Raw genomic sequence first — 23,711 nt, 5'->3', positions numbered from 1 at the left:
ATGGAGCGCTCGGCTGATTGAGGGCGGCCATCTATGTTCATCTCCATAGGTCGCCCCATGCCCGATGAATTCTCGCGCATAATTGCCTTTCTTGCGGTGGTCATGGCCCTGCTGTTCGCGGGGATTCATTTCCATCACGGCAACATCCTGGCCACGCTCTACTTCATGACCGGAGCCATACTGGTGACGGCGGTGACGCATTTGAACGTGCGCCGAGGGCTGATCTGAGCAGCCGCTTTGGCGCCAGCTACGTCCAGTGCGAATTCAAGGAGTTCGTCGCGGTCAGATCATCCAACTCCATCAGAGGGTTGGATGGTGGGCGATGCAGGGATTGAACCTGCGACCCCACCCGTGTGAAGGGTGTGCTCTCCCGCTGAGCTAATCGCCCGCTCGTCGCCCGAAGGCCGAAGCGAGCCGCGATATAAGGGAGGCGGGTGCGCGAAGTCAAGGCAATGTGCCGACGATCTGCGATGATCGAATTTGCCGGGTCTCAGCGGGCTGGAAAAGCCTCAGCGCGCCGCCGCCATCAGCCTTTCCGCCAGCTCCGGCGTCAGCGTGTCGAAATGCGAGATCACCAGCGTCGGCTCGAACTCGCGCACGTGGCGGTCCGTATAGCCGAAGTCGACCGCCACCACCGGAATGCCTGCCGCCTTGGCGGTGTCGATGTCGGTTTGCGAATCGCCGATCATCACGGCGCTTTGAGGATCGCCGCCGGCCAGCTTGATCGTCTCGGTGAGGTGGCGGGGGTCGGGCTTGCGGAAGGCGAATGTGTCCTGGCCGCAGATCGCCGCAAAGTAGTCGGCTATGCCGAGCGCGCCGATCAGCGCCACCGAATTCGCCTCGTATTTGTTGGTGCAGACCGCCATCAGGTAACCGGCCGCCCGGAAGCGGTCGAGCGCCGCGACGACGCCGGGGTAGGGGCGCGACTTGCCTGGAATGTTGAGCGTGTAATGGTCGAGGAAGAGTTTTAGCAGCCGGTCGTGCTCTTCCGCCATCAGCGCCTTGTTCTGCGCGGCATGCGCGCGCTCGATCATGACGCGGCCGCCATGGCCGACGAAGCGCCTGAAGCCGGCCTCGTCGACCGCGGCAAGTTCCCCGGCCGCCAGGCTGTGGTTGAGGCTGTCGAGCAGGTCCGGCGCGGTGTCGATGAGCGTCCCGTCGAGGTCGAACACGATGATCGGTCGGGTCATGGCCAGTCCTGCAACAATTGAAGTGCCGCAGCCGATACAAGCTGCGCGGTGGTCAAGCAAGCAGCCTCTATCGGTCCACAGGCAGAGCCTTTGACGCGACAGGCAAAAATGCTAGGAGGCGCGCGAACCCAACGAAATCGGGACAGAGGCGGCATGGACGCAAGGCAGTTGAAGGTCGAGGCCGCACGCGCGGCCCTTGCCCATGTCGGCAGCGGCATGCGGCTCGGCATCGGCACCGGCACGACCGCCGACGAGTTCGTCCGCCTGCTCGCCGAGAAAGTCGCAACCGGCCTCGCCGTCATCGGTGTGCCCACCTCCGAGCGCACTGCGGCACTCTGCCGCGAACTCGGCGTGCCGCTATCGACGCTCGAGGAAACACCCGAACTCGATCTCACGATCGACGGCGCCGACGAGATCGACCCCGCGCTGACGCTGATCAAGGGCGGCGGCGGGGCGCTTTTGCGCGAAAAGATCGTTGCAGCGGCGTCCGGGCGCATGATCGTCATCGCCGACCAATCCAAGATGGTCGAAACCCTCGGCCGGTTCCCGTTGCCGATCGAGGTCAACAAGTTCGGTCTGCGCGCCACCGAGATCGCGGTCGGCGCCGCGGCGGCAAGCCTCGGCCTTGCCGGCCCGATTACATTGAGGATGACGGGGGGGCAGCCATTTGTTACAGACGGCGGCCACTTTATCCTCGATGCATCTTTTGGCCGCATTCCGGATACAAGAGCGCTTTCGAATGCTCTCTTCGCCATTCCAGGCGTTGTCGAGCACGGTCTATTCATCGGGCTGGCGTCAACGGCCATCATCGCCGGCGGCGACGGCATCCAAACCGTCCATGCCGCCCGAAAACCAGGGAGTTCTACCGACCATGATGTTGCATAAACGGGTTCGCCGCCTTTCGACAGTTCTGGCAGCCTCTGCCGTCCTTGCGCTGTCCTCGCCGGCGTTTTCGCAGGATGTGAGCGAATCGCATCTCAAGGCCGCCCGCGCGGCGGTGGTCGCGATCCACGCCACGGACCCGTTCGACAACATCCTGCCGCAGGCAGCGGCGGCGCTCGAGAACCAGCTGATCCAGAAGAATCCCGACATGCAGGAACTGATCGGCAAGACCGTCACCGAGAAGGCCATGGGACTGGCGGCTCGCCGCGCCGACCTCGAGAAGGAGGCAGCCCTAGCCTATGCCAAGGTGTTCTCCGAGAAGGAACTCAACGACATCGCCGCCTTCTACAGCTCGGATTCCGGCAAGAAGCTGCTCGACAGCGGCCCGGCGGTCACGCGCGACCTGGTGAAGGCGGCCGACATCTGGCAGAACGGCGTCGCCCGCGATCTCGCCCAGCAAGTCGGTGAAACGCTCGCCGCCGCCGCCAAGGCCGCGGCTCCGGCCAAGCCCGCGCACGATGCGACCGCTCCCGCCGATGGTTCGGCCCCGGCCGACGGCCAGGCACCCGCCGACAACTCCGCTCCGGCCGACAATTCGCAGAACTGACCTGCTTCAAATCGGCCACGGCCAAACTGGACCAGAGGAGCCCGGGTTTCCCGGGCTTTTCTTTTGCTTACTGGCAGCCTACCTCTGACGCGATCGTTATCGCTCGGAGCGGTTCGGCTTTGTTGAACCGCTCCGAGCCCCAAATATTTGTTCTCACGCAATCCCGGGCGGAAACCGCTGCGCGCTTTTCCTGGAATTGCCCTAGCAGGAGCCCTCCGATGGCCGGTTACGACTATGATCTCTTCGTCATCGGCGGCGGCTCAGGCGGCGTGAGGGCGGCCCGTGTGGCGGCATCCCTCGGCAAGCGCGTCGCCATCGCCGAGGAGTATCGCTACGGCGGTACCTGCGTCATCCGCGGCTGCGTGCCGAAGAAGCTCTACGTCTATGCCTCGCAATTTCCCGAGCATTTTGCCGACGCGGCCGGCTATGGCTGGACCGTGCCAGAGGCAAGCTTCGACTGGCCGATGCTTGTCGCGAACAAGGACAAGGAAATCGCCAGGCTGGAGGCGATCTACAAGAAGAATGTCGTGGGCGCGGGCGGCGAGGCCTTCCACTCGCGCGCCGTGCTGGTCGATCCGCATTCCATATATCTGGTCGCCGAAGACCGCACCGTCAGCGCCGACAAGATCCTGATCGCCACGGGCGGCAGGCCGGCGCCGCATCCGGCGCTTTCCGGCCACGAGTATTGCATCTTCTCCAACGAGGCCTTCGACCTGAAGGAGCTGCCGAAAGCGATCATGATCGAGGGCGGCGGCTACATCGCCGTCGAATTTGCCAACATTTTCCATGGCTTGGGCGTGGAGACCACGCTTGTCTATCGCGGCCAGGAGATCCTGTCGCGCTTCGATATGGACCTTCGCCGCTCGCTGCACGAGACGATGGAGAAGAAGGGGATAAGGATCCTTTGCCACGCGGTTTCCGAATGGGTGCGCAAGACCCCGGCGGGCAGGCTGGATGTGCTGCTTTCCAGCGGCCAGACGCTGACGGTCGACCAGGTCATGCTGGCGATCGGTCGCATTCCAAACACGGAAAATATGGGGCTCGAAGGCGTCGGCGTGGAACTCGGCAAGACGGGCGCGATCGTCGTCGACGAATATTCCCGCACCAACATCGACAACATCTGGGCGATCGGCGACGTCACCCACCGCGTGCAGCTGACGCCGGTGGCCATCCACGAAGCGATGTGCTTCATCGAAACCGCCTTCAAGGGCAACCCGACGGCGCCGGACCACGACACCATTCCGACGGCCGTATTCTCGCAGCCCGAGATCGGCACGGTCGGCCTGTCCGAGGACGAGGCGGTCAAGCGTTTCCCGGACATCGAGATCTACCGTGCCTCCTTCCGTCCGATGCGGCACACGCTGTCCGGCCGCGACGAGAAGATGCTGATGAAGCTGGTGGTCGACGGCGCCTCGCGGAAGGTGATCGGCGCTCATATCCTCGGCCCCGACGCCGGCGAGATGGCGCAGCTTCTCGGCATTCCGCTGAAGGCCGGTCTCACCAAGGACGATTTCGACCGCACCATGGCCGTGCACCCGACAGCGGCGGAGGAATTGGTCACCATGTACAAGCCGACCTACCGCGTGAAGAACGGCGAACGCGTGTAAAGCCCTGTTCAGGGAGTGACCATGTCCGCCGGTGCCTCGCTCGATCGCGATTTCGGCCAGCGCATCGACCGCGTTGTCGACGCGGCGATCGGAGAGCAACGCATCATCGGCGGCGTGATCCTTGTCGCTCGGCGCGGCGACATGCTCTATCGCCGCGCTTTCGGCCTCGCTGACCGCGAACAGGGCAAGCCGATGGCCGAGGACGCCATCTTCCGGCTGTCCTCCGTCACCAAGCCGATTGTCGCCGCTGCGGCGATGGCATTGGTCGAGGCCGGGCGCATCGCGCTTCACAACCCGGTGACCAGATTCGTCCCCGAATTTCGCCCGAGGCTGCCGGATGGAAAAGAGCCGCTCATAACCGTCAGGCAGTTGCTGACGCATACGGCGGGTCTCGCTTACGGCTTCGCCCAGCCCGCCGGCAACGCCTATGAGCGCTTTCGCGTATCGGATGGGCTCGACCAGCCGGGGCTGTCGATGGCCGACAACCTCGCGCGCATCGCGTCGGTGCCGCTCTCCTATGCGCCGGGGACGCGCTGGGGCTATTCGGTGGCGATGGACGTACTTGGCGAGGTCATGGCCAGGGCGGCCGGCGCTCCGCTGCCCGATTTGGTCGACCGCCTGATCGCCCAGCCGCTCGGCATGAGCGACAGCGCCTTTGTCGTGCGGGATGAAAGGCGTCTGGTGACCCCTTACGCGGACGGGCTGTCCGGGCCGGTCAGAATGGGCGAGCATCATCTCGTGCCGTTTGGTGACGGCCTGATCTCCTTCGCACCGGCACGAGCGTTCGATCCAGCGTCCTTCCCTTCAGGCGGCACCGGCATGAACGGCACTGCCGGCGACGTGCTGAAACTCCTCGAAGCAGTGCGAACGGGGGGAGGGCCCGTCCTTCGCCCTGAAACCACTCGGGCGATGACCACCGATTCCATCATGGGCATCGACACGACAAGGCCTGGCTGGGGCTGGGGATTGGGATTTGCCCTTCTCCGCGACCCTGCCGTCGCGCAGACGCCGCAGGCTGTCGGCACGTGGCGCTGGGGCGGCGTCTATGGCCACTCCTGGTTCGTGGATTCGTCGGCGGAACTCACGGTGGTGGCGTTGACCAACACCGCCATCGCAGGCATGGCCGGTGACTTCCCGGACGCGGTGCGCGACGCGATCTACGGTGTCTGAAGCAGGCGAGGCCGCCGCCGGGTAGAGCGGTTCAGTTTTCCGTAGGATCGCTGACCCGCTCTAAATATTTGTTTTCACGCAATTCCGGATGGAAAACCGCTACGCACTTTTCCTGGAATTGCTCCAGCGGGCGACGCTGAAGTCCGGGTTCAAAGCAAGGTGCCGCGCAGGATCACCAGCGCCACCGAGAAGTAGATGACCAGCCCGGTGACGTCGACCAGCGTCGCGACGAACGGCGCCGAGGCGCTCGCCGGGTCGAAGCCGATACGCTTCAGCGCGAAAGGCAGCATCGATCCCGACAGCGAGCCGAAGGTGACGATGCCGATCAGCGCGGCACCCACGGTAGCCGCGATCAGCACCCAGTGCTGGCCGTAATCGTAGAGGCCGAGATACTGCCAGAGCGCGATGCGGCAGATGCCGACGATGCCAAGGATCGAGCCGAGCACCAGTCCGGTAGGCAGCTCGCGGAGCGCTACCCGCCACCAGTCGCGCAGGCCGATCTCGCGCAATGCCAGCGCGCGGATGACGAGCGAGGTCGCCTGCGAGCCGGAATTGCCGCCTGAGCTCATGATCAACGGGATGAAGAGGGTGAGCACGATCGCCTTCTCCAGCTCGCCTTCATAGCTCTGCATGGCGTTGGCCGTCAGCATCTCACTGAGGAACAGCGCGCAGAGCCAGCCCGCCCGCTTCTGGATCATGGCGAGGAAGCTCATCTTCATATAGGGCTCGTCCAGCGCCTCCATGCCGCCGAAACGATGCACGTCCTCGGTCGTTTCCTCGACCATCGTATCGATGATGTCGTCGATGGTGACGATGCCGAGGATCTTGCCGTGGTCGACGACCGGCAGGGCAAGCAGGTCGTATTTGGAAATCGTCTGCGCCAGCGTTTCGCGATCGGTGAGCGGCGTCACCGTCACCGGCGCGCGATCCGGCGCCACCGACAGGATCGTATCTTCAGGCTCCCCGGTGATCAGACGGCGCAGCCCGGTCGCGCGCAGCAGCAACTGCGTCTCGGGATCGACGATGTAGATCGCATAGACGGTCTCGCGCGTCCGCTCGACCTTGCGGATGTAGTCCAGCGTGCGGCCGACGGTCCAGTCCGAAGGCACGCTGACGAACTCCGTCGTCATGATCGAGGCGGCGCTATCCTCCGGATAGCCGAGGATGGAAAGCAGCGTTGCGCGCAGTGGCGGGGCGAGCGCGCCAAGCAGCTCGGAACGGGCCGGCTCGTCCAGCTCGCGCAGGATGTCGGCAGCGCGGTCGACCGACATAGCGGTCAACAGCTTGCTCGCCTTGGCGCGCGGCAGGGCTTCGGCGAGCTCCGGCGCGCTTTCGAGTTCCGGCTGGTCGAAGATTTCGACCAGCCGCTCGAACGGCACCGCGCAGAGCAGCTCTATGGCCGTCTCACGGGGCTCATGGTTGAGGGCTTCGACGACATCGGCCACGTGATCGTTGGCAAGAACACGGGCAACGGCGACGGCTTCGTCGTCCAATACGGGTGCGAATTCGTTCATGGCTCACTCCTTGCCGTCCGGCAGGACGTGAGCCGTCAGGTCACGTCAAGGCGGACGGCGGTTGCGTTCGACTGTGACTGTCGCCAGGCATGGCGGGTTGACCTTTCTGCTCGCGGGGTTCGGGTTGGAAATCTGCGAGCCGGCGCAACATAGGAGCGCGTCTTGCCGAGTCAATCGCGAGGAGGGCGGAAAATGAGCGAAGCCGCGTCGGATCGCGAGACTGTGATCGATCACGGCTGTTGCCGCGCCGAGCTACCGAACAAAGGCTTGGTATGACTGCTTATTTCTGCTTCAGCCGCCGGAAGCGCAGCCATTTGTCCTCGGCCGGCCTAGGCTGCACGAGGATGGTCGTGAGTTCGCGCGGCAGGGTGGGCGCGAGCGGCTTCTTGGTCGCGACGCCGTCGTTGATCGCGACGATGCTGTGGTAGAATTCTTCTCCGGACAGCGACCGCGGCGGTATGGCTTCGTGCATCACGCTGATCACCGTGACATCGGGGCAGTTGGCCTTGATCGCCTCGTGGAAAGCGGTCTTGCCTTCGGGATCGAGCGCGCCGGTCGCTTCGTCGAGGAACAATAGGCCCGGCTGCTGCAGGATGATGCGGGCGACCACCAGCTTCTGCTTCTGGCCGCCCGACAGAACCTGATCCCAGATCTTGCCCTCGCGGCTCTCATCGGCAAGGTGCCCGATGAATTCGCCAAGGCCTGCCTTGTGGAGCGCGGCAGCCACCTGCGTGTCGCTGTGATCGTTTTCCGAGCCCGGCAGGCAGACGAGCTGCTTCAGCGAGACCTGCTGCAGCTTGACCTCCTGGGCGGCGTAGAACTTCGTCACCCCTTCAGGGAACACGACGGTGCCGCGGCCATAGGGCCACAGGCCGTTGATCGCCTTGATCAGCGAGGTCTTGCCGCATCCGGACTCGCCCTTGAGGAAGGTCCATTCGCCACGGCGGAAGCGCAGGTTGGCGGCGCTGAGGAAGGGCGTTGCATCCTCGCCTTGGTGCGCCAGCTCGAGCTTCTGAATGGTCAGGCCGAACACCGGGTTCTGGGTGGCAAAGCTGAAATCCGAACGGCCGGTCTGGCGATAGAATTCTTGCGGTTGCTGGACGTTCTCGATGGCGCTGGCGAGCTCGGTAACGCGCTGGCTGTTGGCTCGCAGCGTCGCAATCGCCGGCATGACATGGATGAACCACGAACATTGGCTGATCAGCTGGGCGACCATTTCGGAACCGGTTATGTAGCCCTTCAGGTCGAAGCCATTGTGGATGAACGGCACCAGACCGGGTCCGTAGGAGACGATGCGGGCGCCGATGAAATTGTAGATCAGCTCGAACGACATGTAGCTGGTGTTGACGACGTTCAGCCGCCCCCAGGTCTTGTCGATGTCGACATAGAGCTTGTCGTGCATCGTCTTCTGCACATCCTCGCCATGCGAGGCGGCGACATGGAAGCTGCGGCGCAGGAAGGTCGTCAGTTCGCCGCGATAGCTGCCCTCGGCCTGCTGCATGCGGATGTTGAGGCGCTCGAGCATGCCGCCGAGCTTCACCGCAATCCAGGTGTTGAGCGGCACGTAGGTGGCGACCGCGAGGAAGGCGAGCACGGCGCTGCCATAGCTGCCGAGGAACCCCAGCCCTTTGACCTCAACGGAAGCCCCGATCAAATTCTCGCCGACGAAATAAAGCGAGGTCGCCACGCCCAGCACGCCCATGGCGAGGCCGATAGCGCCGCCAGTCATGTCCTTGATCGATTCCTGGATGCGCTGGTCGATGTTGTCGGGAGCGACGATACCGCCGGCGACCGAGCCATGCTGGGCATGGAAATGGGTATGGTTGCCGTCGAGCAGCGCCTGGTTGAATTGGTTGTTCAGCCATCCGCGCCATTTGCGGTGCAGCGTGGCGGAGACGAGATTGCGCACGCCGGTGAAGCCGGCGTCCTTGAGTACCACCAGCAGCATCAATATGCCGGCATTGGTCAGAAGCGTCTGGAGCGGATTGGTGTTGGCGGCGTCGTGGAAGAAGGCGATCGAATTCACCAGCTCGCCCGATGCCATGGCAAACCACACACCGGCCTTGCTGGAGAGCGCCGTAAGCAATGCGATGACGAGAGTGAGGGTCCAGGCTTCCTTCCAGCGGTCGGAGAACCAGTAGGCTCGCATCAGCCCCCAGAATGTACGCATCGACGATACCGGCGTCAGGCGCGAGGGCTTTGCCGCCTCGCTGGATGTTTGCTCCGGTATTGCACGTCGCGGTCTGCCGACCCGAATCACGATCCCGCCCAAACCTTTCTTGTTTTGTTACACATGGTAACACCAATTGATCATTTTCCATTAATTTTCTGCCCCCGAATGTGAACAGGGTTACCCGTCGTGGCGCGAGGGCAACAGAGGAGCCTCGTCGGCCAAGCGCTCCTGGTGCCGATTTTATGTTTTATTCCAGCGGGTTGGGGTAAGGATCCGAGGCAACGCCGACTTTCCGTTAGGGAAAGCAAAAACACGGTTTTGTGAACGGAAATGACGTGGTTTCGCGACCGGGGAGGCGACCGCAAGGTCGAAAAAACAGCCGCCCGGAGCTTTCCTGCCTCCTGCGTCGAGCCGAGCTGCGTCGGCAAAATGACGTCGGCTTAGCCCGCTGTTTCCAACTCGCCACGCGCCTTGGCCTGAGCGATCTGGCGAATGGCGTCGGCAAGCGTGTCGGCGTCCTGCGCGCCCATCACGGCATATTTGCCTTCGAGCAGGAAGCAGGGCACGCCGGTGATGCCCATGCGCGAGGCTGTGGCGATCTCGTTGCGCACAGCGTCGATATCGGCGTCCGTGGGCAGCAGCGTCTCGACCACGGAAGCGTCCATGCCGGCCTCGCGGGCGGCTTCGGCCAGCACGGCATGGTCGCCGAGATTGGCGCCTTCCTCGAAATTCAGCTGGAAGAGGCGGCGCACCAGCCGGTTCTGCGCGTCCTCGCCGGCAGCGCCCGCCCAACGGATGACGCGGTGCGCGTCCAGTGTGTTGGGCGCGACCTTGATGGCGGCGAAGGCGAAATGGATGCCTTCCGCTTCGCCGAGCGGCTCTATGCGCGCATGGATCTGACGAATGCGCTCGTCGCTGCCGAATTTGCCCAGCAAGTATTCGCGGCGATCCACGCCTGCTTGCGGAATGGTCGGATCGAGCTGGAACGGCCGCCAGCGGACGTGCACCCCGACATCGCCGACAGCGGCAATCGCCTTGTCCAGCCGCTTCTGACCGATGAAGCACCAGGGGCAGACGACATCGGACACCACATCGACGGTGATCGAGTTCTCGGCGCTCATGCTCGTCTCCTGATTGGTCGAGAGGTCAATTGGGCTTTCGCCACCACGTCGGCAGCTGATAGCCGAATATGGGAGTCTTTTGCGGGTGTTCCAGGTAGTTCCAGTAAGCAAGCCACTGCTGCGTGTTGTACTGCATCGGCACGATGTAGTTGCCGGAGATCAGCAGCCGATCGAGGACGCGCACAGCGGCGACATAGTCTTCCTTGGTGCGTGCGTTCAGCATCGCGTTGATCGCCGCGTCGACCGCAGGGTCGGCGACGCCCGCCAGGTTGAACGAGCCCTCCTGCTTGGCCGCGATAGATCCCCAGCGCCCAACCTGCTCGCTGCCGGGCGACAGCGAATTGTTGAAGCCGCTAGTGCCGATTAGAACCTCGAAGTCGAACCGCTGCTTGCGCGACTGGATCTGGTCGCCGTCGAGGCTGCGGATGGTGACGTCGATGCCAATCTTCTCCAGCGTGCGCTGATAAAGGGCCGCAAGCCGCTCCTCATCCTGCGATGAGGTCATGATCTCGAAGCCGAAAGGATTTCCCTGGTGATCGAGCATCCGGCCGTCCTCCACGTGATAGCCGGCGCCTTTCAGCAGTTCGAACGCCGCTCGCAGCACCTTGCGGTCCTGGCCGGAGCCGTCGGTGACCGGCGGCCGCCAGGTGCCGTCCATCACCTCGGCGGGTACCTTGCCGGGATAGGGGGCAAGCAGCGCCTTCTCCCGGTCGTCGGCCGGATGGCCGAGCGCTGACAGCTCGGAGTTCTGCCAAAAGCTCATGGTGCGGTTGAACTTGCCGGCGAACAGGTTCTTGTTCGCCCACTCGAAATCATAGAGCATGCCGAGCGCGCGCCGCACGACCGGATTGGAAAACTTCGGCAGCCTGGTGTTGAACAGGAAGCCGGTAACCACCGGCGGTATGCCGGTGTCGAAATATTCCTGCTTCACATCGCCCTTGCGAAAGGCCGGGAAGTCGACATCGCGGTCGCGCTTGACCGGATCGGTCTCGTCATCGAGGGCGCAGATGCCCTTTTTGAACGCTTCCGTCTTGGCATTGGCGTTGAGGAAATACTCGATGGTGATCTGGTCGAAATTGTCGAAGCCGCGCTTCGAGGGGATATCCTTGCCCCAATAATCAGGATTGCGCTTGAAGACGATGCGCTGTCCGGGCTGCACCTTGTCCACGGTATAGGGGCCGCTGCCGATCAGCGGCTTCAACGTGGTCTTGTCGAAGGTGTCCTTGTCGAAGGCATGCTTGGGGATGATCGGCGTCAGCGCGACGATCAGCGGAAATTCGCGATTGGCCTTGTCGTTGAAGGTGAACTTCACGCTATGTTCGCCGGTCTTCTCCAGCTTGGCGATCATGCTCATGCGATCACTGTAGGGCGGGCGGCCCTTGTCGGTGAAGACATCATAGGTGAACAGCACATCCTCCGGCGTCACCGGCTGGCCGTCAGACCATTTGGCATCGGGATTGAGATGGAACTCGATGCTCTTGCGCTCCGGATCCATGTCGGCGCTGTCGGCGAGCAGGCCGTAGAGACTGAATGGCTCGTTGTAGTTGCGCTGCATCAGCGGCTCGAAGACGAGGTTGCCGTAGACCGTGTCGATCATGCCGCGCGCGGTGGTGCGCAAGCTCTTCAGGATGAAGGGATTGAGATTGTCGAAACTGCCGACGACGCAATAGGTGACGCTGCCGCCCTTCGGCGCATCGGGATTGACGTAGTCGAAATGCGTGTAGTCCCCAGGCAGCGCCGGCTCGCCCTGCATGGCGATGCCGTGCTTCGGCTCGGATAAAGCCGGAAGAAGCGAGAGGGCCAGAAACGAGGTCGCGGCGATCAGCCGAACGAGAACGCGGTCCATGACCGTCTCCTTGCCGGGCGGCTTTGTGATTCGACACGCACCCTAGAGCATTTCGCCTCCCGATTGAATCGGCGCACCGGTGGGAATTGGGTTCACCCAATCCATCGCCATTCGGGGATTCCTCAGGCGACGCGAAACCAAAAAGAAATCGCGGAAACCGGGCTGGATTCGGCGCCGCTGGCAGTGTAACACGCGCTCCGAAGTCATGCTGTTGCCTCATTTGGGCAACAGGTAGCGGGACCGCACGGCGCGAAGAAGCCGGTCCCCGGGATCATTTGAGAGGAAAGTGCACCATATGACGAGCAACGCGTATCGCCTTTCGGTGCTGGCCGCAGGCGTGGTCGGCGTCCTGGGCGCCGGGCTTTTCACCGCCTCGGCGCAGCAGCAGCCGCAGATTCCGCAAGGCTGGTTCAAGGCTTGCACCAAGCAGGAGGACGTCGATATCTGCAACGTGCAGAACATCGTCACCGCCGGCAATGGCCAGCTCGTCACCGGCATCAGCCTGATCGAGCTCAAGGGCAAGGTGAACCGCAAGGTGTTCCAGGTGACGGTGCCGACCGGGCGCCTCATTCCCCCAGGCATCGGCTTGCAGATCGACGGCGGCAAGGCGCAGAAGCTCGACTATGTGATCTGCTTCCCTGATCGTTGCGTGGCCGAAGTGCCGCTGAGCGACCAGCTTGTCGCGTCCTTCAAGAAGGGCCAAGCGATCAGCCTCACTTCTATCAACTTCCAGAACCAGCCGAACCCGATCAAGGTCGCGCTGACCGGCTTCAGCGGCGCCTATGACGGCCCGCCGCTGCAGCAGTCGGACATCGAGGACCGCCAGAAGAAGCTGCAGGACTTCGTCGCCAAGAACAACCAGGACTTCGCCAAGAAGCTCAAGGAAGAGCAGGACAAGGCGAAGACCGCCAACTGATCGCCGGAGTGTTTCTTCGGAACAAAAAAGCGGGGCGTTTGCCCCGCTTTTTTGTTGCCGTCGGCTGAGCCTTCAGTGCTTCGAGTGGCGTTTCGGCTCGTAGCGCCCGTCGGGCAGCTTGTCGAACATCTCGCCGATCTGCGGATGCCGCACCGGCTCGCCCGATTGGTCCTCGAGCAGGTTCTGCTCCGACACGTAGGCGATGTACTCGGTCTCGGAATTCTCGGCGAGAAGGTGATAGAAAGGCTGGTCCTTGCGCGGACGCATGTCCGCTGGAATGGCTTCGTACCATTCCTCCGTGTTGGCGAATTGCGGATCGACGTCGAAGATCACGCCGCGGAACGGAAACAGCCGGTGGCGAACCACTTGTCCGATCGCGAATTTGGCCGTTTTCATCGCACTCACCACCTACAGCGCCGCGCGTCGTTTCGAAAATCGAATTCGATTTTCGGGGTCATGCGCTGGTCCCGAGGCGCCGTCAGTGGCTCGCGCGCGCAGGGCGCCTAAGGTCTTGAATTTACATAGCACGCAGCCAAAAATCGACCCCGACTTTCGACTTGGTACCATTTGGCGCAGACGCTGCATCAATTCAATGCCCACCAACGCCAAGCTACGGATCGGCACGCAGTGGTTTCGGGCCGGAAGCGGGCGGGCCAAATGTCTTGCTTCAGCGCGCACTCTGCTTCCTGAATCCGCCGGCGAGCGCCCGAAAACCGCTGCCCGGTCGCAGGCCTTCACGCATGAAGAAGGCGCGCAGCGGCGCGAAGCTGCCCAGCATGGTGAGACCGGCACTGCGTGCAAGCTGCGCCGGCAGCATGTCGGAGAGCAGCGACATGTTGAGCAGGTTCACCGCGCCACTGCGCGCCAGGACGTCGGGACGGCGCCGTGTGTCATAAGCGGCGAGGCACAGCCTCGATCCTGGATCGTCGCGGTTTTCGCTGGCGATTCCGATCAGGTCGTCAATGTCCCTGATGCCAAGGTTGAGGCCCTGCGCGCCGATCGGCGGGAAAACATGCGCCGCTTCTCCGACAAGCGCCACACGGTTTTGCGCGAAGCGGCCGGGCGAGGCGGCCGACAGCGGATAGACCTGGCGGCCGGGCTCGACCGAAACGCGGCCGAGCATCGACTGCATCTGCTCCTCGACCCGGGCAGAGAGCGTGGCATCGTCGAGCGCCGCGAGTTCGCTCGCCGTTTCCGGCTTCACCACCCAGACCAGGCTCGAGCGCCTGCCCGGCAGCGGCACCTGCGTGAACGGTCCGGTTTCAGTGTGGAACTCGGTCGAGATGAAGCCGTGCTCGCTGCGATGGCTGAAATTGAGAACGAGCGCCGACTGAGGATAGGGCCGCGCGGATGCCTTGATGCCGGCGGCTTCGCGCGCCGGCGACAGGCGCCCGTCGGCGGCAACCGCCAGGGACGCGGAGACTTCGCTGCCGTCGGCCAAGCTCGCATGCGCCCGGTCGGTATCGAGCCGCCACGTCTCGACCATAGACTTGCGCCACTCGATGCCGGGGTGAGCGGCAACCGCCTTGGCGAGCACCGGGATCAGGACATTGTTCGGCATGTTGAGCCCGAACTGCTCCTCGCCGATCTCGCTGGCGCGAAAGGTCACAGTCGGGCTGCGGATCAGCCTTCGGGTCGCATCGACGATGCGCATCACCTTCAACGGTGCTGCCTGCGGTCTGAGCTCATCCAGCACGCCGAACCGCTCGAGGACTTTCAGCGAAGGATTCATGAGGGCGGTGGTGCGGCCGTCGCTGGTGATGGCCTCCGGGCCAACGAGCGTCACGGCAAAGCCTGCCTCGGCAAAGCCGAGTGCCGCGATCAGGCCGGCCGGACCGCTGCCGGCGACCAATATGCGGGCTTTGTCGTTCTGCTCCACGCCAGGCTTCCATGAATGATGGGCGGTCTGCCGACCTATATGCGGATATAGGGCAGGTGGGCGGGCTTGATCAACGCGGCGATTCGGCCCATTCGATTGCCATGACCGGCCAGGAGCACGATTTCAGCCACCTCGACCGCGCCGGCCGCGCTGCGGCGGGATTGGCGCGCAGCCCGCGCCTAGCGGTGACGATCACCATCGGCGCGAGCATCGTGCTTGCCTGGTTCATTCTCGCGGCAATGGCGATTCGCGGCGCCGAAAGCCGCCTTGCCGGCGGCGCTCCGGGCGATTCCCTGCTCAAAGACCTGCCGCGATTGCCGTTGCCGGATTTCCTCGATCGCTTTTTCGCCCTGTGCCTTGCGCCGGCACCGCTCACCGGTGCCGCGGGTGCGCAGGCGTCGGCACTCGTCCTGATGTGGTTCCTGATGGCTGCGGCGGCGATGCTGCCTTCGGCGGCGCCGATGATCCGCACCTATTGCGAGATTGCGGACACCGCTCGGATCAAGGGCGAGCCCGTCGTCCATCCGCTGGTTCTGGTGGCAGGATACCTCGCGACCTGGCTTGCCGCCTCGGTGGCGTTCGCCGCGCTGACGCTCGCGGTCTACGGCTTCGCCGCCTCGGGGCAGGTGCTCGATCCCGTCGTCGGGCTTGCCGGGGGCACCGCCCTGGCGATCGCCGGCCTCTATCAGTTCAGCGGCTCGAAGCAGGCATGCCTGAAGAAATGCCGCAACCCGTTCTCGATCCTGTTCGCCAACTGGAGCGCGAAACCGGGGCGTATCTTTCGCCTGGGGATGGAGCAGGGCGCCTGGTGCCTTGGCTGCTGCTGGGCGCTGATGCTGGTGATGTTCGCCGTTGGTGCGATGAACATCTTCTGGATGGCGCTGATAGGCCTGTTCACCGTGATCGAAAAACAGACCACCGGCAGGGTGGCAAGCCAGGTGGCCGGTGCGATACTGCTTGTGTGGGCTGCCGCCCTGCTATTAGTTTCGGCGTGAGGGGAGAATTCGATGACGGATCAAAGCTGGGCGATGAAGGGAGAGCTGGTACTCTCCTGCAATTGCACGGTTTTTTGCCCTTGCGTGCTGTCTCTTGGCAGCCATCCGCCGACCGAGGGCTATTGCCAGACCTGGGCTGGTTTCCGCATCGATGCCGGCCATTTCGGCGAGGTCGACCTCTCCGATCTCAATCTCGGCCTAGTCATGGAAATCCCCGGCTATATGAGCCGCGGCAACTGGACCGCCGGCCTGTTCATCGACAAGCGCGCCTCGGTCTATGCGGTGAAGGCGCTGACCAGGATATTCACCGGCAAGGCCGGCGGGACCACGTCGCTGCTGTCGATCCTGGTCGGAAAATTCCTCGGCGTCGAGCAGGTGCCGATCACCTACGAGACGCGTGACAAGACGCGCGTCTTCCAGATACCGAAGATCATCGACGGCGCGGTGACGCCAATACCCGGCAAGGACCGCGAGAAGGATACGGTGATCACCAATTCCGAATACTGGATCGCGCCGGAAATCATCGTGGCGAAGTCCGACAAGAGCAAGATGCGCGCCTTAGGCCGCAACTGGAATTTCGCCGGCCGTTCGGCCGAGATATGCAAGCTGGATTGGCGAGGCCCGTGAGCAAGAACACAGCAGCCAGGAAGGCGGCCAAGAAAATCGCGGAGCGGATTCCGCGACCGAAGAAGAAAGTGACGTGGCCGCAGGCGCGTGCTTTTTCGGTGCACCTGCTCACCGCGTCCGGCTCGTTCCTCGCCTTCCTGTCGCTGGTCGCCGCCAGCGAGGAGCGCTGGACGGCGATGTTCTGGTGGCTGGGGCTAGCTCTCTTCGTCGACGGGATCGACGGCCCGATCGCCAGGAAGCTCGAAGTCAAGGAAATCCTGCCGACGTGGTCGGGGGAAATGCTCGACAATATCATCGACTACGTGACCTACGTGCTCATCCCGGCCTTCGCGCTCTATCAGCGCGGCTTCATGGGCGAGAACCTCTCATTCCTGTCGGCGGCCATCATCGTGGTGTCGAGCGCGATCTATTATGCCGACACCGGCATGAAGACGAAGGAGAACTTCTTCAAGGGATTTCCTGTCGTCTGGAACATGGTGGTGTTCACCCTCTTCGTCATCGAACCGGGACCGTGGGTTTCTTTCGCCGTGGTCGTGGTGGCCGGCATCCTCACTTTCCTGCCGATCAACTTCATCCATCCGGTGCGGGTGGTCCGGCTCAGGTCGCTCAATCTCGGCATGATCCTTTTGTGGTGCGCTTTCGGCGCGCTTGCGCTGGCACAGGCCGCACTCGCCAGCTTCTATAATCAGATCGGCGTCCTGGGTGAACAGGTCAGCGACTTCACCAAGATCGGCATCACCATTACCGGCCTCTATCTCGCCTGCATCGGGGGCGTGATGCAGATGTTCCCCAATCTTGGCGCCAAGAAATCCTGACCCTAAATCTAGCTTCCATCCTTCCCGAGAAAGTTGAGCCCCGAGAAAGTTGAGCGATGTCCAAAGCGATCCGCATTCACGCCCATGGCGGCCCCGAGGTTCTGGTCTATGAGGATGCCGATCCCGGCCAGCCGGGCGCCGGTCAGATCCTGATCAGGCATACGGCGATCGGCCTCAACTTCATCGACGTCTATCACCGTTCGGGCCTTTATCCGCCGCCGGGCGGCTTCCCGCTGGTCCCGGGCAGCGAGGCGGCCGGCGTGGTGCTCGCCGTCGGCGCCGGCGTCGACTGGCTGGAGCCCGGCGACCGCGTCGCCTACGCGGTCAATGTCGGCGCCTATTGCGAGCAACGGGTGATCGCCGCGGATCGCGTGGTCAAGGTGCCGGACGGCATCAGCGACGAGCAGGCGGCCGCCATGATGCTGAAGGGCATGACGGCGGAGTATCTGCTGCGCCGCACCTATAAAGTGAAGGCCGGCGACACGATCCTCTACCATGCCGCTGCCGGCGGTGTCGGCCTTATCCTCGGCCAGTGGGCAAAGCATCTCGGGGCGACCGTGATCGGCACGGCAAGCTCCAGCGACAAGATCGAGCTCGCCAAGGCGCATGGCTTCGACCATGTCATCAATTACAAGGAGCAGGATTTCGTCGCCGGCGTCGCCGCCATCACCGGTGGCAAGAAATGCGATGTCGTCTACGATTCCGTCGGTAACGATACTTTTCCCGCTTCGCTCGATTGCCTGAGACCGCTCGGCATGTTCGTCAGCTTCGGCCAGTCGTCGGGACCGATCCCGCCATTCTCGATGTCGCTTCTGGCGCAAAAAGGCTCGCTCTATGCGACCAGGCCGACGATCTTCGTCTACAACGCCAAGCGCGAGGATCTGGTGGCATCGGCCGAGGCTCTCTTCGATGTGGTGCTGAGCGGCGCCGTCGAGATCAAGATCAACCAGCGCTACGCGCTGAAGGATGCGGCACGAGCGCAATCGGATCTCGAGGGCCGCAAGACCACGGGCACGACCGTCCTCATTCCCTAAAGCGCGTCGCGATCTTTTCAGATTCGCTCCACGCGCTTTAGTTTTTGATCTCAAGCATGTCTTTATCCCGAAACCGGTTCCCACTTTCGGAAGACATGCTTTGAGCCGGCCGCCTTGTTTTTCAGCGCCTTGCCAAGCGTGAAGGCACGCTTTGCCCGAAAAGCCAGCCAGCCTTTCCTGCACCCTCAATAGGTATATCTTACCCCCTTGAGTTTCCGCTGGAATTCTTGAAGCTCTTTCAAGTTGGGTGGCGCTTTCCGACAGAAGCCGGCCGCGCATACCATGCCAGCGGGAACACAGAACATATCCGGGTAACTGGATGGGAGGCACTGTGAGTGCAAATCATGACAGGGCGAACCTGCTCGAGGTTCGTGGCCTTACGAAGATTTTCGGCACGCTGACGGCGTGCGATCACATCGACCTCAACATCGCGAAGGGCGAGATCCACGCGTTGCTCGGCGAGAACGGCGCCGGCAAGTCGACGCTGGTCAAGATGCTGTTCGGATCGCTCGAGCCGAATTCGGGCGAGATATTCTGGGACGGCAAGCCCGTCACGATCACCAGCCCAGGCGTCGCCAAGAAGCTCGGCATCGGTATGGTCTTCCAGCATTTCTCGCTGTTCGAGGCGCTGACGGCGGCCGAAAACATCGCGCTTTCGCTCAACGACGGCTCACCGATCAGCACCATCGCCGCGAAGGCGAGGGCGCTCTCCTACAGCTACGGGCTACCGCTCGATCCGGAATCGCTGGTCGGCGACCTCTCGGTCGGCGAGCGCCAGCGCATCGAGATCATCCGCTGCCTCTTGCAGACGCCGCAGCTCATCATCCTCGACGAGCCGACGTCGGTGCTGACCCCGCAGGAGGCCGACAAGCTATTCGAGACGCTGGAGCGGCTGCGCTCGGAGGGCAAGTCGATCCTCTACATTTCGCACCGGCTCGAAGAGGTCAAACGCATCTGCGACCGCGCCACCGTGCTGCGCCACGGCAAGGTCGTCGGCCATTGCAATCCCCGCCAGGAGACGGCCGCGTCGCTTGCCCGCATGATGGTCGGCAACGAGGTCAAGGCGGTGGTACGCGCGCCGGCGGAAGGCATCGAGACCGCGCCGGCGCTGCTGGAGATCCGCGGGCTAACCCGCAAGCCGGCGACGCCTTTCGCCATCCCGCTCAAAAACATCAATCTTTCCGTGCGTGCCGGCGAGGTGATCGGCATCGCCGGCGTCGCGGGCAACGGCCAGGGCGAGTTCTTCGAATCCGTTTCCGGCGAGGTGCTGCAGCAGGATGCCGGTTCGGTGCGCATCCGCGGCAAGGACGCCGGCGGGCTCTCGATCACCGGCAGGCGCCTGATGGGTGCCGCCTTCGTTCCGGAAGAGCGCCTCGGCCACGGCGCGGCGCCCAGGATGAAGCTTTCGGAGAACCTTTTGCTCTCGCGCCATGCCACCGACGGCAAGTCCTTCGTCGGCTCCGGCGGCATGGTCAAGAACACTTCCGTCTACGGGGCCGCCCAGCGCATCATCACCGCGATGGACGTGCGCAAGAGCGCGCCCGATCCGGAGGCCGCGGCGCTATCCGGCGGCAATCTGCAGAAATTCATCGTCGGCCGCGAGCTCGACCGCAAGCCGAGCGTGCTCGTCGTCAACCAGCCGACCTGGGGCGTTGATGCCGGTGCCGCCGCCCATATCCGCCAGGCGCTCATCGAGCTTGCCCGCAGCGGCTCGGCGGTTCTCGTCATCAGTCAGGACCTCGACGAATTGTTCGAACTGTCGGATGCCATCGCGGTCATGCACAATGGCCAGCTGTCCGCGCCGCTGCCGATTGCCGAGGCCACATTCGAAAAGATCGGCCTGCTGATGGGCGGGGCCGAGCCCGGCCACGCCGAACACACGCTGGAGACGGCATGATGCGCCTCGAACTCGTCAAACGTCCGCAACGCTCGGCGCTGTTTTCGGTGCTGTCGCCCTTCATCGCCTTCGCGCTGACGATGGTCGCCGGCGCCATCATGTTCGCATTGCTCGGCGTCAATCCGTTCAACGCCTTCAATGTCTACTTTATTGAGCCGGTCAGCGAGGTCTGGCAGCTGCACGAGTTGGCCATCAAGGCGGCGCCGCTGATCCTGATCGCGGTCGGCCTGTCGGTCTGCTACAAGGCCAACATCTGGAACATCGGCGCCGAAGGCCAGTTCATCCTGGGCGGCATCTTCGGATCCATCATCCCGGTGCTGTTCCCCGAATTCGAAGGTCCGCTGGTGCTGCCGCTGATGCTCTTGCTCGGCATGGTCGGCGGCGCGCTCTACGCGGCTATCCCGGCGCTGCTCAAGACCCGCTTCAGCACCAACGAGATCCTGACCAGCCTGATGCTGGTCTATGTGGCGCAGCTCTTCCTCGACTGGCTGGTGCGCGGACCCTGGCGCGATCCGCAGGGCCATGGCTTTCCGCAGACCATCCAGTTCGGCGACGCGGCCGTCCTGCCGGAGCTGATGCCGGATGCTGGCCGCGCCAATTGGGGCTTCGTCTTCGCGCTGGTCGCGGCGATAGCGATCTGGCTGATGATGAGCCGCATGCTGAAGGGTTTCGAGGTCCGCGTGCTGGGCTCTAGCCCGAGGGCAGGGCGCTTCGCCGGCTTCGGCTTCAACAAGATGGTGTTCTTCACCTTCCTGCTGTCCGGCGCGCTGGCGGGGCTGGCGGGCATCTCGGAAGTGTCCGGCGCCATCGGCCAGCTGCAGCCGGTGATCTCGCCCGGCTACGGCTTCACCGCCATCATCGTCGCCTTCCTCGGCCGTCTCAATCCGCTGGGCATCGTCGCCGCCGGCCTGGTGCTGGCGCTGACCTATCTCGGCGGCGAGGCGGTGCAGACCGCGCTCGGCATCTCCGACAAGGTGGCGCGGGTGTTCCAGGGCATGCTTCTGTTCTTCGTGCTCGGCTGCGACACGCTCATTCATTATCGCATTCGTCTGATCGGTTTTGCCGCGCCGAAACTCGAGGCCGCGCCCAAGCTGGAGGAGGCACGCTGATGGACATCACTGTCAACATCCTTTTGACCATCGCGACCGCCGCGACGCCGCTGCTGATTGCTGCCATCGGCGAGCTGGTGGTGGAGCGCTCCGGCGTGCTCAACCTCGGCGTCGAAGGCATGATGATCATGGGAGCGGTCGGCGGCTTCGGCGCAGGCTATCTCACCGGATCGCCCTGGATCGGGCTGCTTGCCGCGATCATCGTCGGCGCGCTGTTTTCGCTGCTCTTCGCCGTCATGACGCTGTCCTTGGCCACCAACCAGGTGGCGACCGGCCTGTCGCTGACGCTGCTCGGCCTCGGCCTCTCCGGCATGATCGGCACCAGCTTCGTCGGTCAGCCCGGCGTCAGGCTGCCGAACCTCGACATCCCCGGCCTGAGCTCGATCCCGGTCGTCGGCAAGCTGATCTTCGGCCAGGATCCGCTGTTCTACCTATCGATCGCGCTTACTGCCGCCGTGATGTGGTTCCTGTTCAAGACGCGCACCGGCCTTACGCTCCGCTCGATCGGCGACAGCCACTCTTCGGCGCATGCGCTTGGCATCAAGGTTATCCGCTACCGCTATCTTGCGGTGATCTTCGGCGGCGCCTGCGCTGGTCTCGCCGGCGGTCATCTGTCGCTCGTCTACACGCCGCAATGGGTCGAGAACATGAGCGCGGGCCGCGGCTGGATCGCGCTGGCGCTGGTGGTGTTTGCGTCCTGGCGTCCGTGGCGGGTGCTGGCGGGCGCCTATATCTTCGGCGCCGTGTGGATCGGCCAGCTTCATGCACAGGCTTTTGGCATTCCCGTGCCTTCGCAGTTTCTTTCTTCGCTGCCCTATCTGGCAACCATCGTGGTTCTCGTTCTAATCTCGCGCAACAAGCGGCTAACGATGATGAACACGCCGGCTTCGTTGGGGCAGCCATTCGTTCCGGATCGTTGACGACAACAAAAAGACGGGAAGCTCCAAGGCTTAACTCAGAGAGGTAACACGATGAAAAAACTGCTTATTGCGCTTATGACCACGGCCGCGGCCCTGTCGCTGGCGGCGACCGCCGAGGCGGCCGGCAAGCTGAAGGCCTGCTGGGTCTATACCGGTCCGATCGGCGACTTCGGCTATTCCTATCAACACGACCAGGGCCGCCTCGAGGTGGAAAAGGCGCTCGGCGACAAGGTCGAGACCGCTTATCTCGAGAACGTCTCGGAAGGCCCCGACGCCGACCGCGCCTTCGAGCGCCTGGCGCGCGAGAAGTGCAAGATCATCTTCGGCACCTCGTTCGGCTTCATGGACGCCGAGGTGAAGGTCGCCAAGAAGTTTCCGAAGGTGATGTTCGAGCATGCAACCGGCTACAAGACCGGCGACAATCTCGGCATCTACAACGCGCGTTTCTATGAAGGCCGCTACGTGCTCGGCCAGATCGCGGCCAAGGAATCGAAGAAGGGCCTCGCCGGCTACATCGTTTCCTTCCCGATCCCGGAAGTGGTGATGGGCATCAACTCCTTCATGCTCGGCGCGCAGTCGATCAATCCCGACTTCAAGGTCAAGATCGTATGGGTCAATTCCTGGTTCGACCCGGGCAAGGAAGCGGACGCCGCCAAGGCGCTGTTCGACCAGGGCGCCGACATCATCGTCCAGCACACCGACTCGACCGCCGCCCTGCAGGTCGCCGAGGAGCGCAAGCTGCATGGGTTCGGCCAGTCGTCGGACATGATAAAGTTCGCACCGAACGCGGCCTTGACCTCGCTCACCGACGAGTGGGGGCCGTACTATATCAGCCGCGTGCAGGCGGCGCTCGACGGCACCTGGAAGCCGGATAATGTCTGGCTCGGCATCAAGGACGGCGCCGTCAAGCTCGCGCCCTTCACGAACATGCCCGACGACGTCAAGGCCATGGCCGAGGCGACCACGAAGAAGATCGCCGGCGGCTGGAACCCCTTCACCGGTCCGGTGTCCAAGCAGGACGGCTCGCCCTGGCTGAAGGACGGCGAGGTTGCCGACGACGGCACGCTCCTCGGCATGAATTTCTACGTCAAGGGTATCGACGACAAGCTGCCGCAGTAAACGGCGACGAACGTTTCGAACCGGAGAGGGCGCCTTGTGGCGCCCTCTCTCGTTTGTAAGGTCGATTGGCAAGATTTTTCCGCCTCTGGGCGGGAATTGTCCCTGGCTTTGCCAGTCGGCTAAAGATCGTTCGACCGCCTTGCGCGCCAAGTATTCAAGATAAACTTCGCTTCATATTTTATGAATTCGCCGCCTTTGCTAGATTTGAGCAACATTTTGCATGTTCCGTAACCGCTTTCACATACGCCGCCGACTTTTACTTCCATGCTGACCGCGCAACTCAGACGAAA

The 23,711-nt window shown here is 63.2% G+C and carries 21 protein-coding genes and 1 tRNA gene; 14 read left to right on the top strand and 8 right to left on the bottom strand.

Translation table 11 applies throughout. The features are described 5' to 3' along the window. Nucleotides 1–57 precede the first annotated feature (57 nt). On the top strand, nucleotides 58–228 hold the full coding sequence (locus QAZ22_RS21480) for a hypothetical protein (RefSeq protein ID WP_181177192.1): 171 nt from the start codon (nucleotides 58–60) through the stop codon (nucleotides 226–228). Between the two features lie 85 nt (nucleotides 229–313). Here QAZ22_RS21480 and QAZ22_RS21475 read toward each other — a convergent pair. After that, a tRNA-Val gene (locus QAZ22_RS21475) sits at nucleotides 314–388 on the bottom strand. Between the two features lie 121 nt (nucleotides 389–509). Next, entirely contained in the window at nucleotides 510–1,190 is a 681-nt protein-coding gene (locus tag QAZ22_RS21470) for a phosphoglycolate phosphatase (protein ID WP_278202697.1), read from the bottom strand. 153 nt (nucleotides 1,191–1,343) lie between these two features. Here QAZ22_RS21470 and rpiA point away from each other — a divergent pair, with 153 nt between their 5' ends. From rpiA to QAZ22_RS21450, 4 genes are all read left to right on the top strand, one after another. After that, nucleotides 1,344–2,075 (top strand): ribose-5-phosphate isomerase RpiA, encoded by a 732-nt coding sequence (gene rpiA / locus QAZ22_RS21465; protein ID WP_278202696.1) that lies wholly within the window; start codon nucleotides 1,344–1,346, stop codon nucleotides 2,073–2,075. After that, entirely contained in the window at nucleotides 2,062–2,679 is a 618-nt protein-coding gene (locus QAZ22_RS21460) for a DUF2059 domain-containing protein (RefSeq protein WP_278202695.1), read from the top strand. The genes rpiA and QAZ22_RS21460 overlap by 14 nt, the downstream gene beginning before the upstream one ends. A 218-nt stretch (nucleotides 2,680–2,897) precedes the next feature. Beyond that, the gene (gene gor, locus QAZ22_RS21455) at nucleotides 2,898–4,286 is read left to right on the top strand and encodes a glutathione-disulfide reductase (protein ID WP_278202694.1); all 1,389 of its coding nucleotides are present in this window, start codon (nucleotides 2,898–2,900) and stop codon (nucleotides 4,284–4,286) included. Between the two features lie 21 nt (nucleotides 4,287–4,307). Beyond that, the gene (locus QAZ22_RS21450) at nucleotides 4,308–5,456 is read left to right on the top strand and encodes a serine hydrolase domain-containing protein (protein WP_278202693.1); all 1,149 of its coding nucleotides are present in this window, start codon (nucleotides 4,308–4,310) and stop codon (nucleotides 5,454–5,456) included. 149 nt (nucleotides 5,457–5,605) lie between these two features. On the opposite strand, the gene mgtE is transcribed toward QAZ22_RS21450, so the two are convergent. The 4 genes from mgtE to QAZ22_RS21430 form a co-directional block, all read right to left on the bottom strand. Further along, entirely contained in the window at nucleotides 5,606–6,970 is a 1,365-nt protein-coding gene (gene mgtE, locus QAZ22_RS21445) for a magnesium transporter (protein ID WP_278202692.1), read from the bottom strand. A gap of 280 nt (nucleotides 6,971–7,250) precedes the next feature. Beyond that, nucleotides 7,251–9,140 (bottom strand): ABC transporter ATP-binding protein/permease, encoded by a 1,890-nt coding sequence (locus QAZ22_RS21440; protein ID WP_278202691.1) that lies wholly within the window; start codon nucleotides 9,138–9,140, stop codon nucleotides 7,251–7,253. 443 nt (nucleotides 9,141–9,583) lie between these two features. Beyond that, the gene (locus tag QAZ22_RS21435) at nucleotides 9,584–10,264 is read right to left on the bottom strand and encodes a DsbA family protein (protein WP_278202690.1); all 681 of its coding nucleotides are present in this window, start codon (nucleotides 10,262–10,264) and stop codon (nucleotides 9,584–9,586) included. A gap of 25 nt (nucleotides 10,265–10,289) precedes the next feature. Next, a complete protein-coding gene (locus QAZ22_RS21430; RefSeq protein WP_278202689.1) occupies nucleotides 10,290–12,110 on the bottom strand; it encodes an extracellular solute-binding protein in 1,821 nt (606 codons plus the stop codon). Nucleotides 12,111–12,396: 286 nt separating this feature from the next. On the opposite strand from QAZ22_RS21430, the gene QAZ22_RS21425 reads away from it, so the two are divergent. After that, on the top strand, nucleotides 12,397–13,026 hold the full coding sequence (locus tag QAZ22_RS21425; protein WP_278074322.1) for an invasion associated locus B family protein: 630 nt from the start codon (nucleotides 12,397–12,399) through the stop codon (nucleotides 13,024–13,026). 72 nt (nucleotides 13,027–13,098) lie between these two features. On the opposite strand, the gene hspQ is transcribed toward QAZ22_RS21425, so the two are convergent. Next, complete coding sequence (gene hspQ / locus QAZ22_RS21420) at nucleotides 13,099–13,422, bottom strand: heat shock protein HspQ (RefSeq protein WP_278074323.1); 324 nt, start codon at nucleotides 13,420–13,422, stop codon at nucleotides 13,099–13,101. 271 nt (nucleotides 13,423–13,693) lie between these two features. After that, nucleotides 13,694–14,905 (bottom strand): UbiH/UbiF family hydroxylase, encoded by a 1,212-nt coding sequence (locus tag QAZ22_RS21415; RefSeq protein ID WP_278202688.1) that lies wholly within the window; start codon nucleotides 14,903–14,905, stop codon nucleotides 13,694–13,696. 101 nt (nucleotides 14,906–15,006) lie between these two features. Between QAZ22_RS21415 and QAZ22_RS21410 the strand changes: the two genes are divergently transcribed. The 8 genes from QAZ22_RS21410 (at nucleotide 15,007) to QAZ22_RS21375 (ending at nucleotide 23,421) form a co-directional block, all read left to right on the top strand. Beyond that, entirely contained in the window at nucleotides 15,007–15,900 is an 894-nt protein-coding gene (locus tag QAZ22_RS21410; RefSeq protein WP_278207902.1) for a DUF2182 domain-containing protein, read from the top strand. 12 nt (nucleotides 15,901–15,912) lie between these two features. Beyond that, on the top strand, nucleotides 15,913–16,527 hold the full coding sequence (locus QAZ22_RS21405; RefSeq protein ID WP_278202687.1) for a DUF1326 domain-containing protein: 615 nt from the start codon (nucleotides 15,913–15,915) through the stop codon (nucleotides 16,525–16,527). Continuing rightward, nucleotides 16,524–17,342 carry a phosphatidylcholine synthase gene (pcsA, locus tag QAZ22_RS21400; protein WP_278074327.1) on the top strand — a complete coding sequence of 273 codons (819 nt, stop codon included), beginning with the start codon at nucleotides 16,524–16,526 and terminating at the stop codon, nucleotides 17,340–17,342. The genes QAZ22_RS21405 and pcsA overlap by 4 nt, the downstream gene beginning before the upstream one ends. Before the next feature lie 56 nt (nucleotides 17,343–17,398). After that, complete coding sequence (locus tag QAZ22_RS21395) at nucleotides 17,399–18,376, top strand: quinone oxidoreductase (RefSeq protein ID WP_278202686.1); 978 nt, start codon at nucleotides 17,399–17,401, stop codon at nucleotides 18,374–18,376. Nucleotides 18,377–18,695: 319 nt separating this feature from the next. Beyond that, a complete protein-coding gene (locus tag QAZ22_RS21390; protein ID WP_278202685.1) occupies nucleotides 18,696–20,273 on the top strand; it encodes an ABC transporter ATP-binding protein in 1,578 nt (525 codons plus the stop codon). Continuing rightward, complete coding sequence (locus QAZ22_RS21385; RefSeq protein WP_278202684.1) at nucleotides 20,270–21,382, top strand: ABC transporter permease; 1,113 nt, start codon at nucleotides 20,270–20,272, stop codon at nucleotides 21,380–21,382. The genes QAZ22_RS21390 and QAZ22_RS21385 overlap by 4 nt, the downstream gene beginning before the upstream one ends. Next, a complete protein-coding gene (locus tag QAZ22_RS21380; RefSeq protein ID WP_040971178.1) occupies nucleotides 21,382–22,302 on the top strand; it encodes an ABC transporter permease in 921 nt (306 codons plus the stop codon). The genes QAZ22_RS21385 and QAZ22_RS21380 overlap by 1 nt, the downstream gene beginning before the upstream one ends. Before the next feature lie 51 nt (nucleotides 22,303–22,353). Further along, nucleotides 22,354–23,421, top strand: a complete 1,068-nt coding sequence (locus QAZ22_RS21375; RefSeq protein WP_278202683.1) for a BMP family ABC transporter substrate-binding protein — start codon at nucleotides 22,354–22,356, stop codon at nucleotides 23,419–23,421. Nucleotides 23,422–23,711 lie beyond the last annotated feature (290 nt).

The organism is Mesorhizobium sp. WSM4906 (genome assembly GCF_029674625.1).
Lineage (GTDB): Bacteria > Pseudomonadota > Alphaproteobacteria > Rhizobiales > Rhizobiaceae > Mesorhizobium.
Note: the sequence above shows the minus strand (reverse complement) of the source record. Positions and strands in the feature narration are given on the sequence as shown.

Excerpts from the sequence above, each read along its gene's own strand:
- QAZ22_RS21480 (WP_181177192.1), top strand. The coding sequence starts at position 58 with ATGCCCGATGAATTCTCGCGCATAATTGCCTTTCTTGCGGTGGTCATG.
- QAZ22_RS21470 (WP_278202697.1), bottom strand. The coding sequence starts at position 1,190 with ATGACCCGACCGATCATCGTGTTCGACCTCGACGGGACGCTCATCGAC.
- rpiA (WP_278202696.1), top strand. The coding sequence starts at position 1,344 with ATGGACGCAAGGCAGTTGAAGGTCGAGGCCGCACGCGCGGCCCTTGCC.
- QAZ22_RS21460 (WP_278202695.1), top strand. The coding sequence starts at position 2,062 with ATGATGTTGCATAAACGGGTTCGCCGCCTTTCGACAGTTCTGGCAGCC.
- gor (WP_278202694.1), top strand. The coding sequence starts at position 2,898 with ATGGCCGGTTACGACTATGATCTCTTCGTCATCGGCGGCGGCTCAGGC.
- QAZ22_RS21450 (WP_278202693.1), top strand. The coding sequence starts at position 4,308 with ATGTCCGCCGGTGCCTCGCTCGATCGCGATTTCGGCCAGCGCATCGAC.
- mgtE (WP_278202692.1), bottom strand. The coding sequence starts at position 6,970 with ATGAACGAATTCGCACCCGTATTGGACGACGAAGCCGTCGCCGTTGCC.
- QAZ22_RS21440 (WP_278202691.1), bottom strand. The coding sequence starts at position 9,140 with ATGCGTACATTCTGGGGGCTGATGCGAGCCTACTGGTTCTCCGACCGC.
- QAZ22_RS21435 (WP_278202690.1), bottom strand. The coding sequence starts at position 10,264 with ATGAGCGCCGAGAACTCGATCACCGTCGATGTGGTGTCCGATGTCGTC.
- QAZ22_RS21430 (WP_278202689.1), bottom strand. The coding sequence starts at position 12,110 with ATGGACCGCGTTCTCGTTCGGCTGATCGCCGCGACCTCGTTTCTGGCC.
- hspQ (WP_278074323.1), bottom strand. The coding sequence starts at position 13,422 with ATGAAAACGGCCAAATTCGCGATCGGACAAGTGGTTCGCCACCGGCTG.
- QAZ22_RS21410 (WP_278207902.1), top strand. The coding sequence starts at position 15,007 with ATGACCGGCCAGGAGCACGATTTCAGCCACCTCGACCGCGCCGGCCGC.
- QAZ22_RS21405 (WP_278202687.1), top strand. The coding sequence starts at position 15,913 with ATGACGGATCAAAGCTGGGCGATGAAGGGAGAGCTGGTACTCTCCTGC.
- QAZ22_RS21395 (WP_278202686.1), top strand. The coding sequence starts at position 17,399 with ATGTCCAAAGCGATCCGCATTCACGCCCATGGCGGCCCCGAGGTTCTG.
- QAZ22_RS21390 (WP_278202685.1), top strand. The coding sequence starts at position 18,696 with ATGGGAGGCACTGTGAGTGCAAATCATGACAGGGCGAACCTGCTCGAG.
- QAZ22_RS21385 (WP_278202684.1), top strand. The coding sequence starts at position 20,270 with ATGATGCGCCTCGAACTCGTCAAACGTCCGCAACGCTCGGCGCTGTTT.
- QAZ22_RS21380 (WP_040971178.1), top strand. The coding sequence starts at position 21,382 with ATGGACATCACTGTCAACATCCTTTTGACCATCGCGACCGCCGCGACG.
- QAZ22_RS21375 (WP_278202683.1), top strand. The coding sequence starts at position 22,354 with ATGAAAAAACTGCTTATTGCGCTTATGACCACGGCCGCGGCCCTGTCG.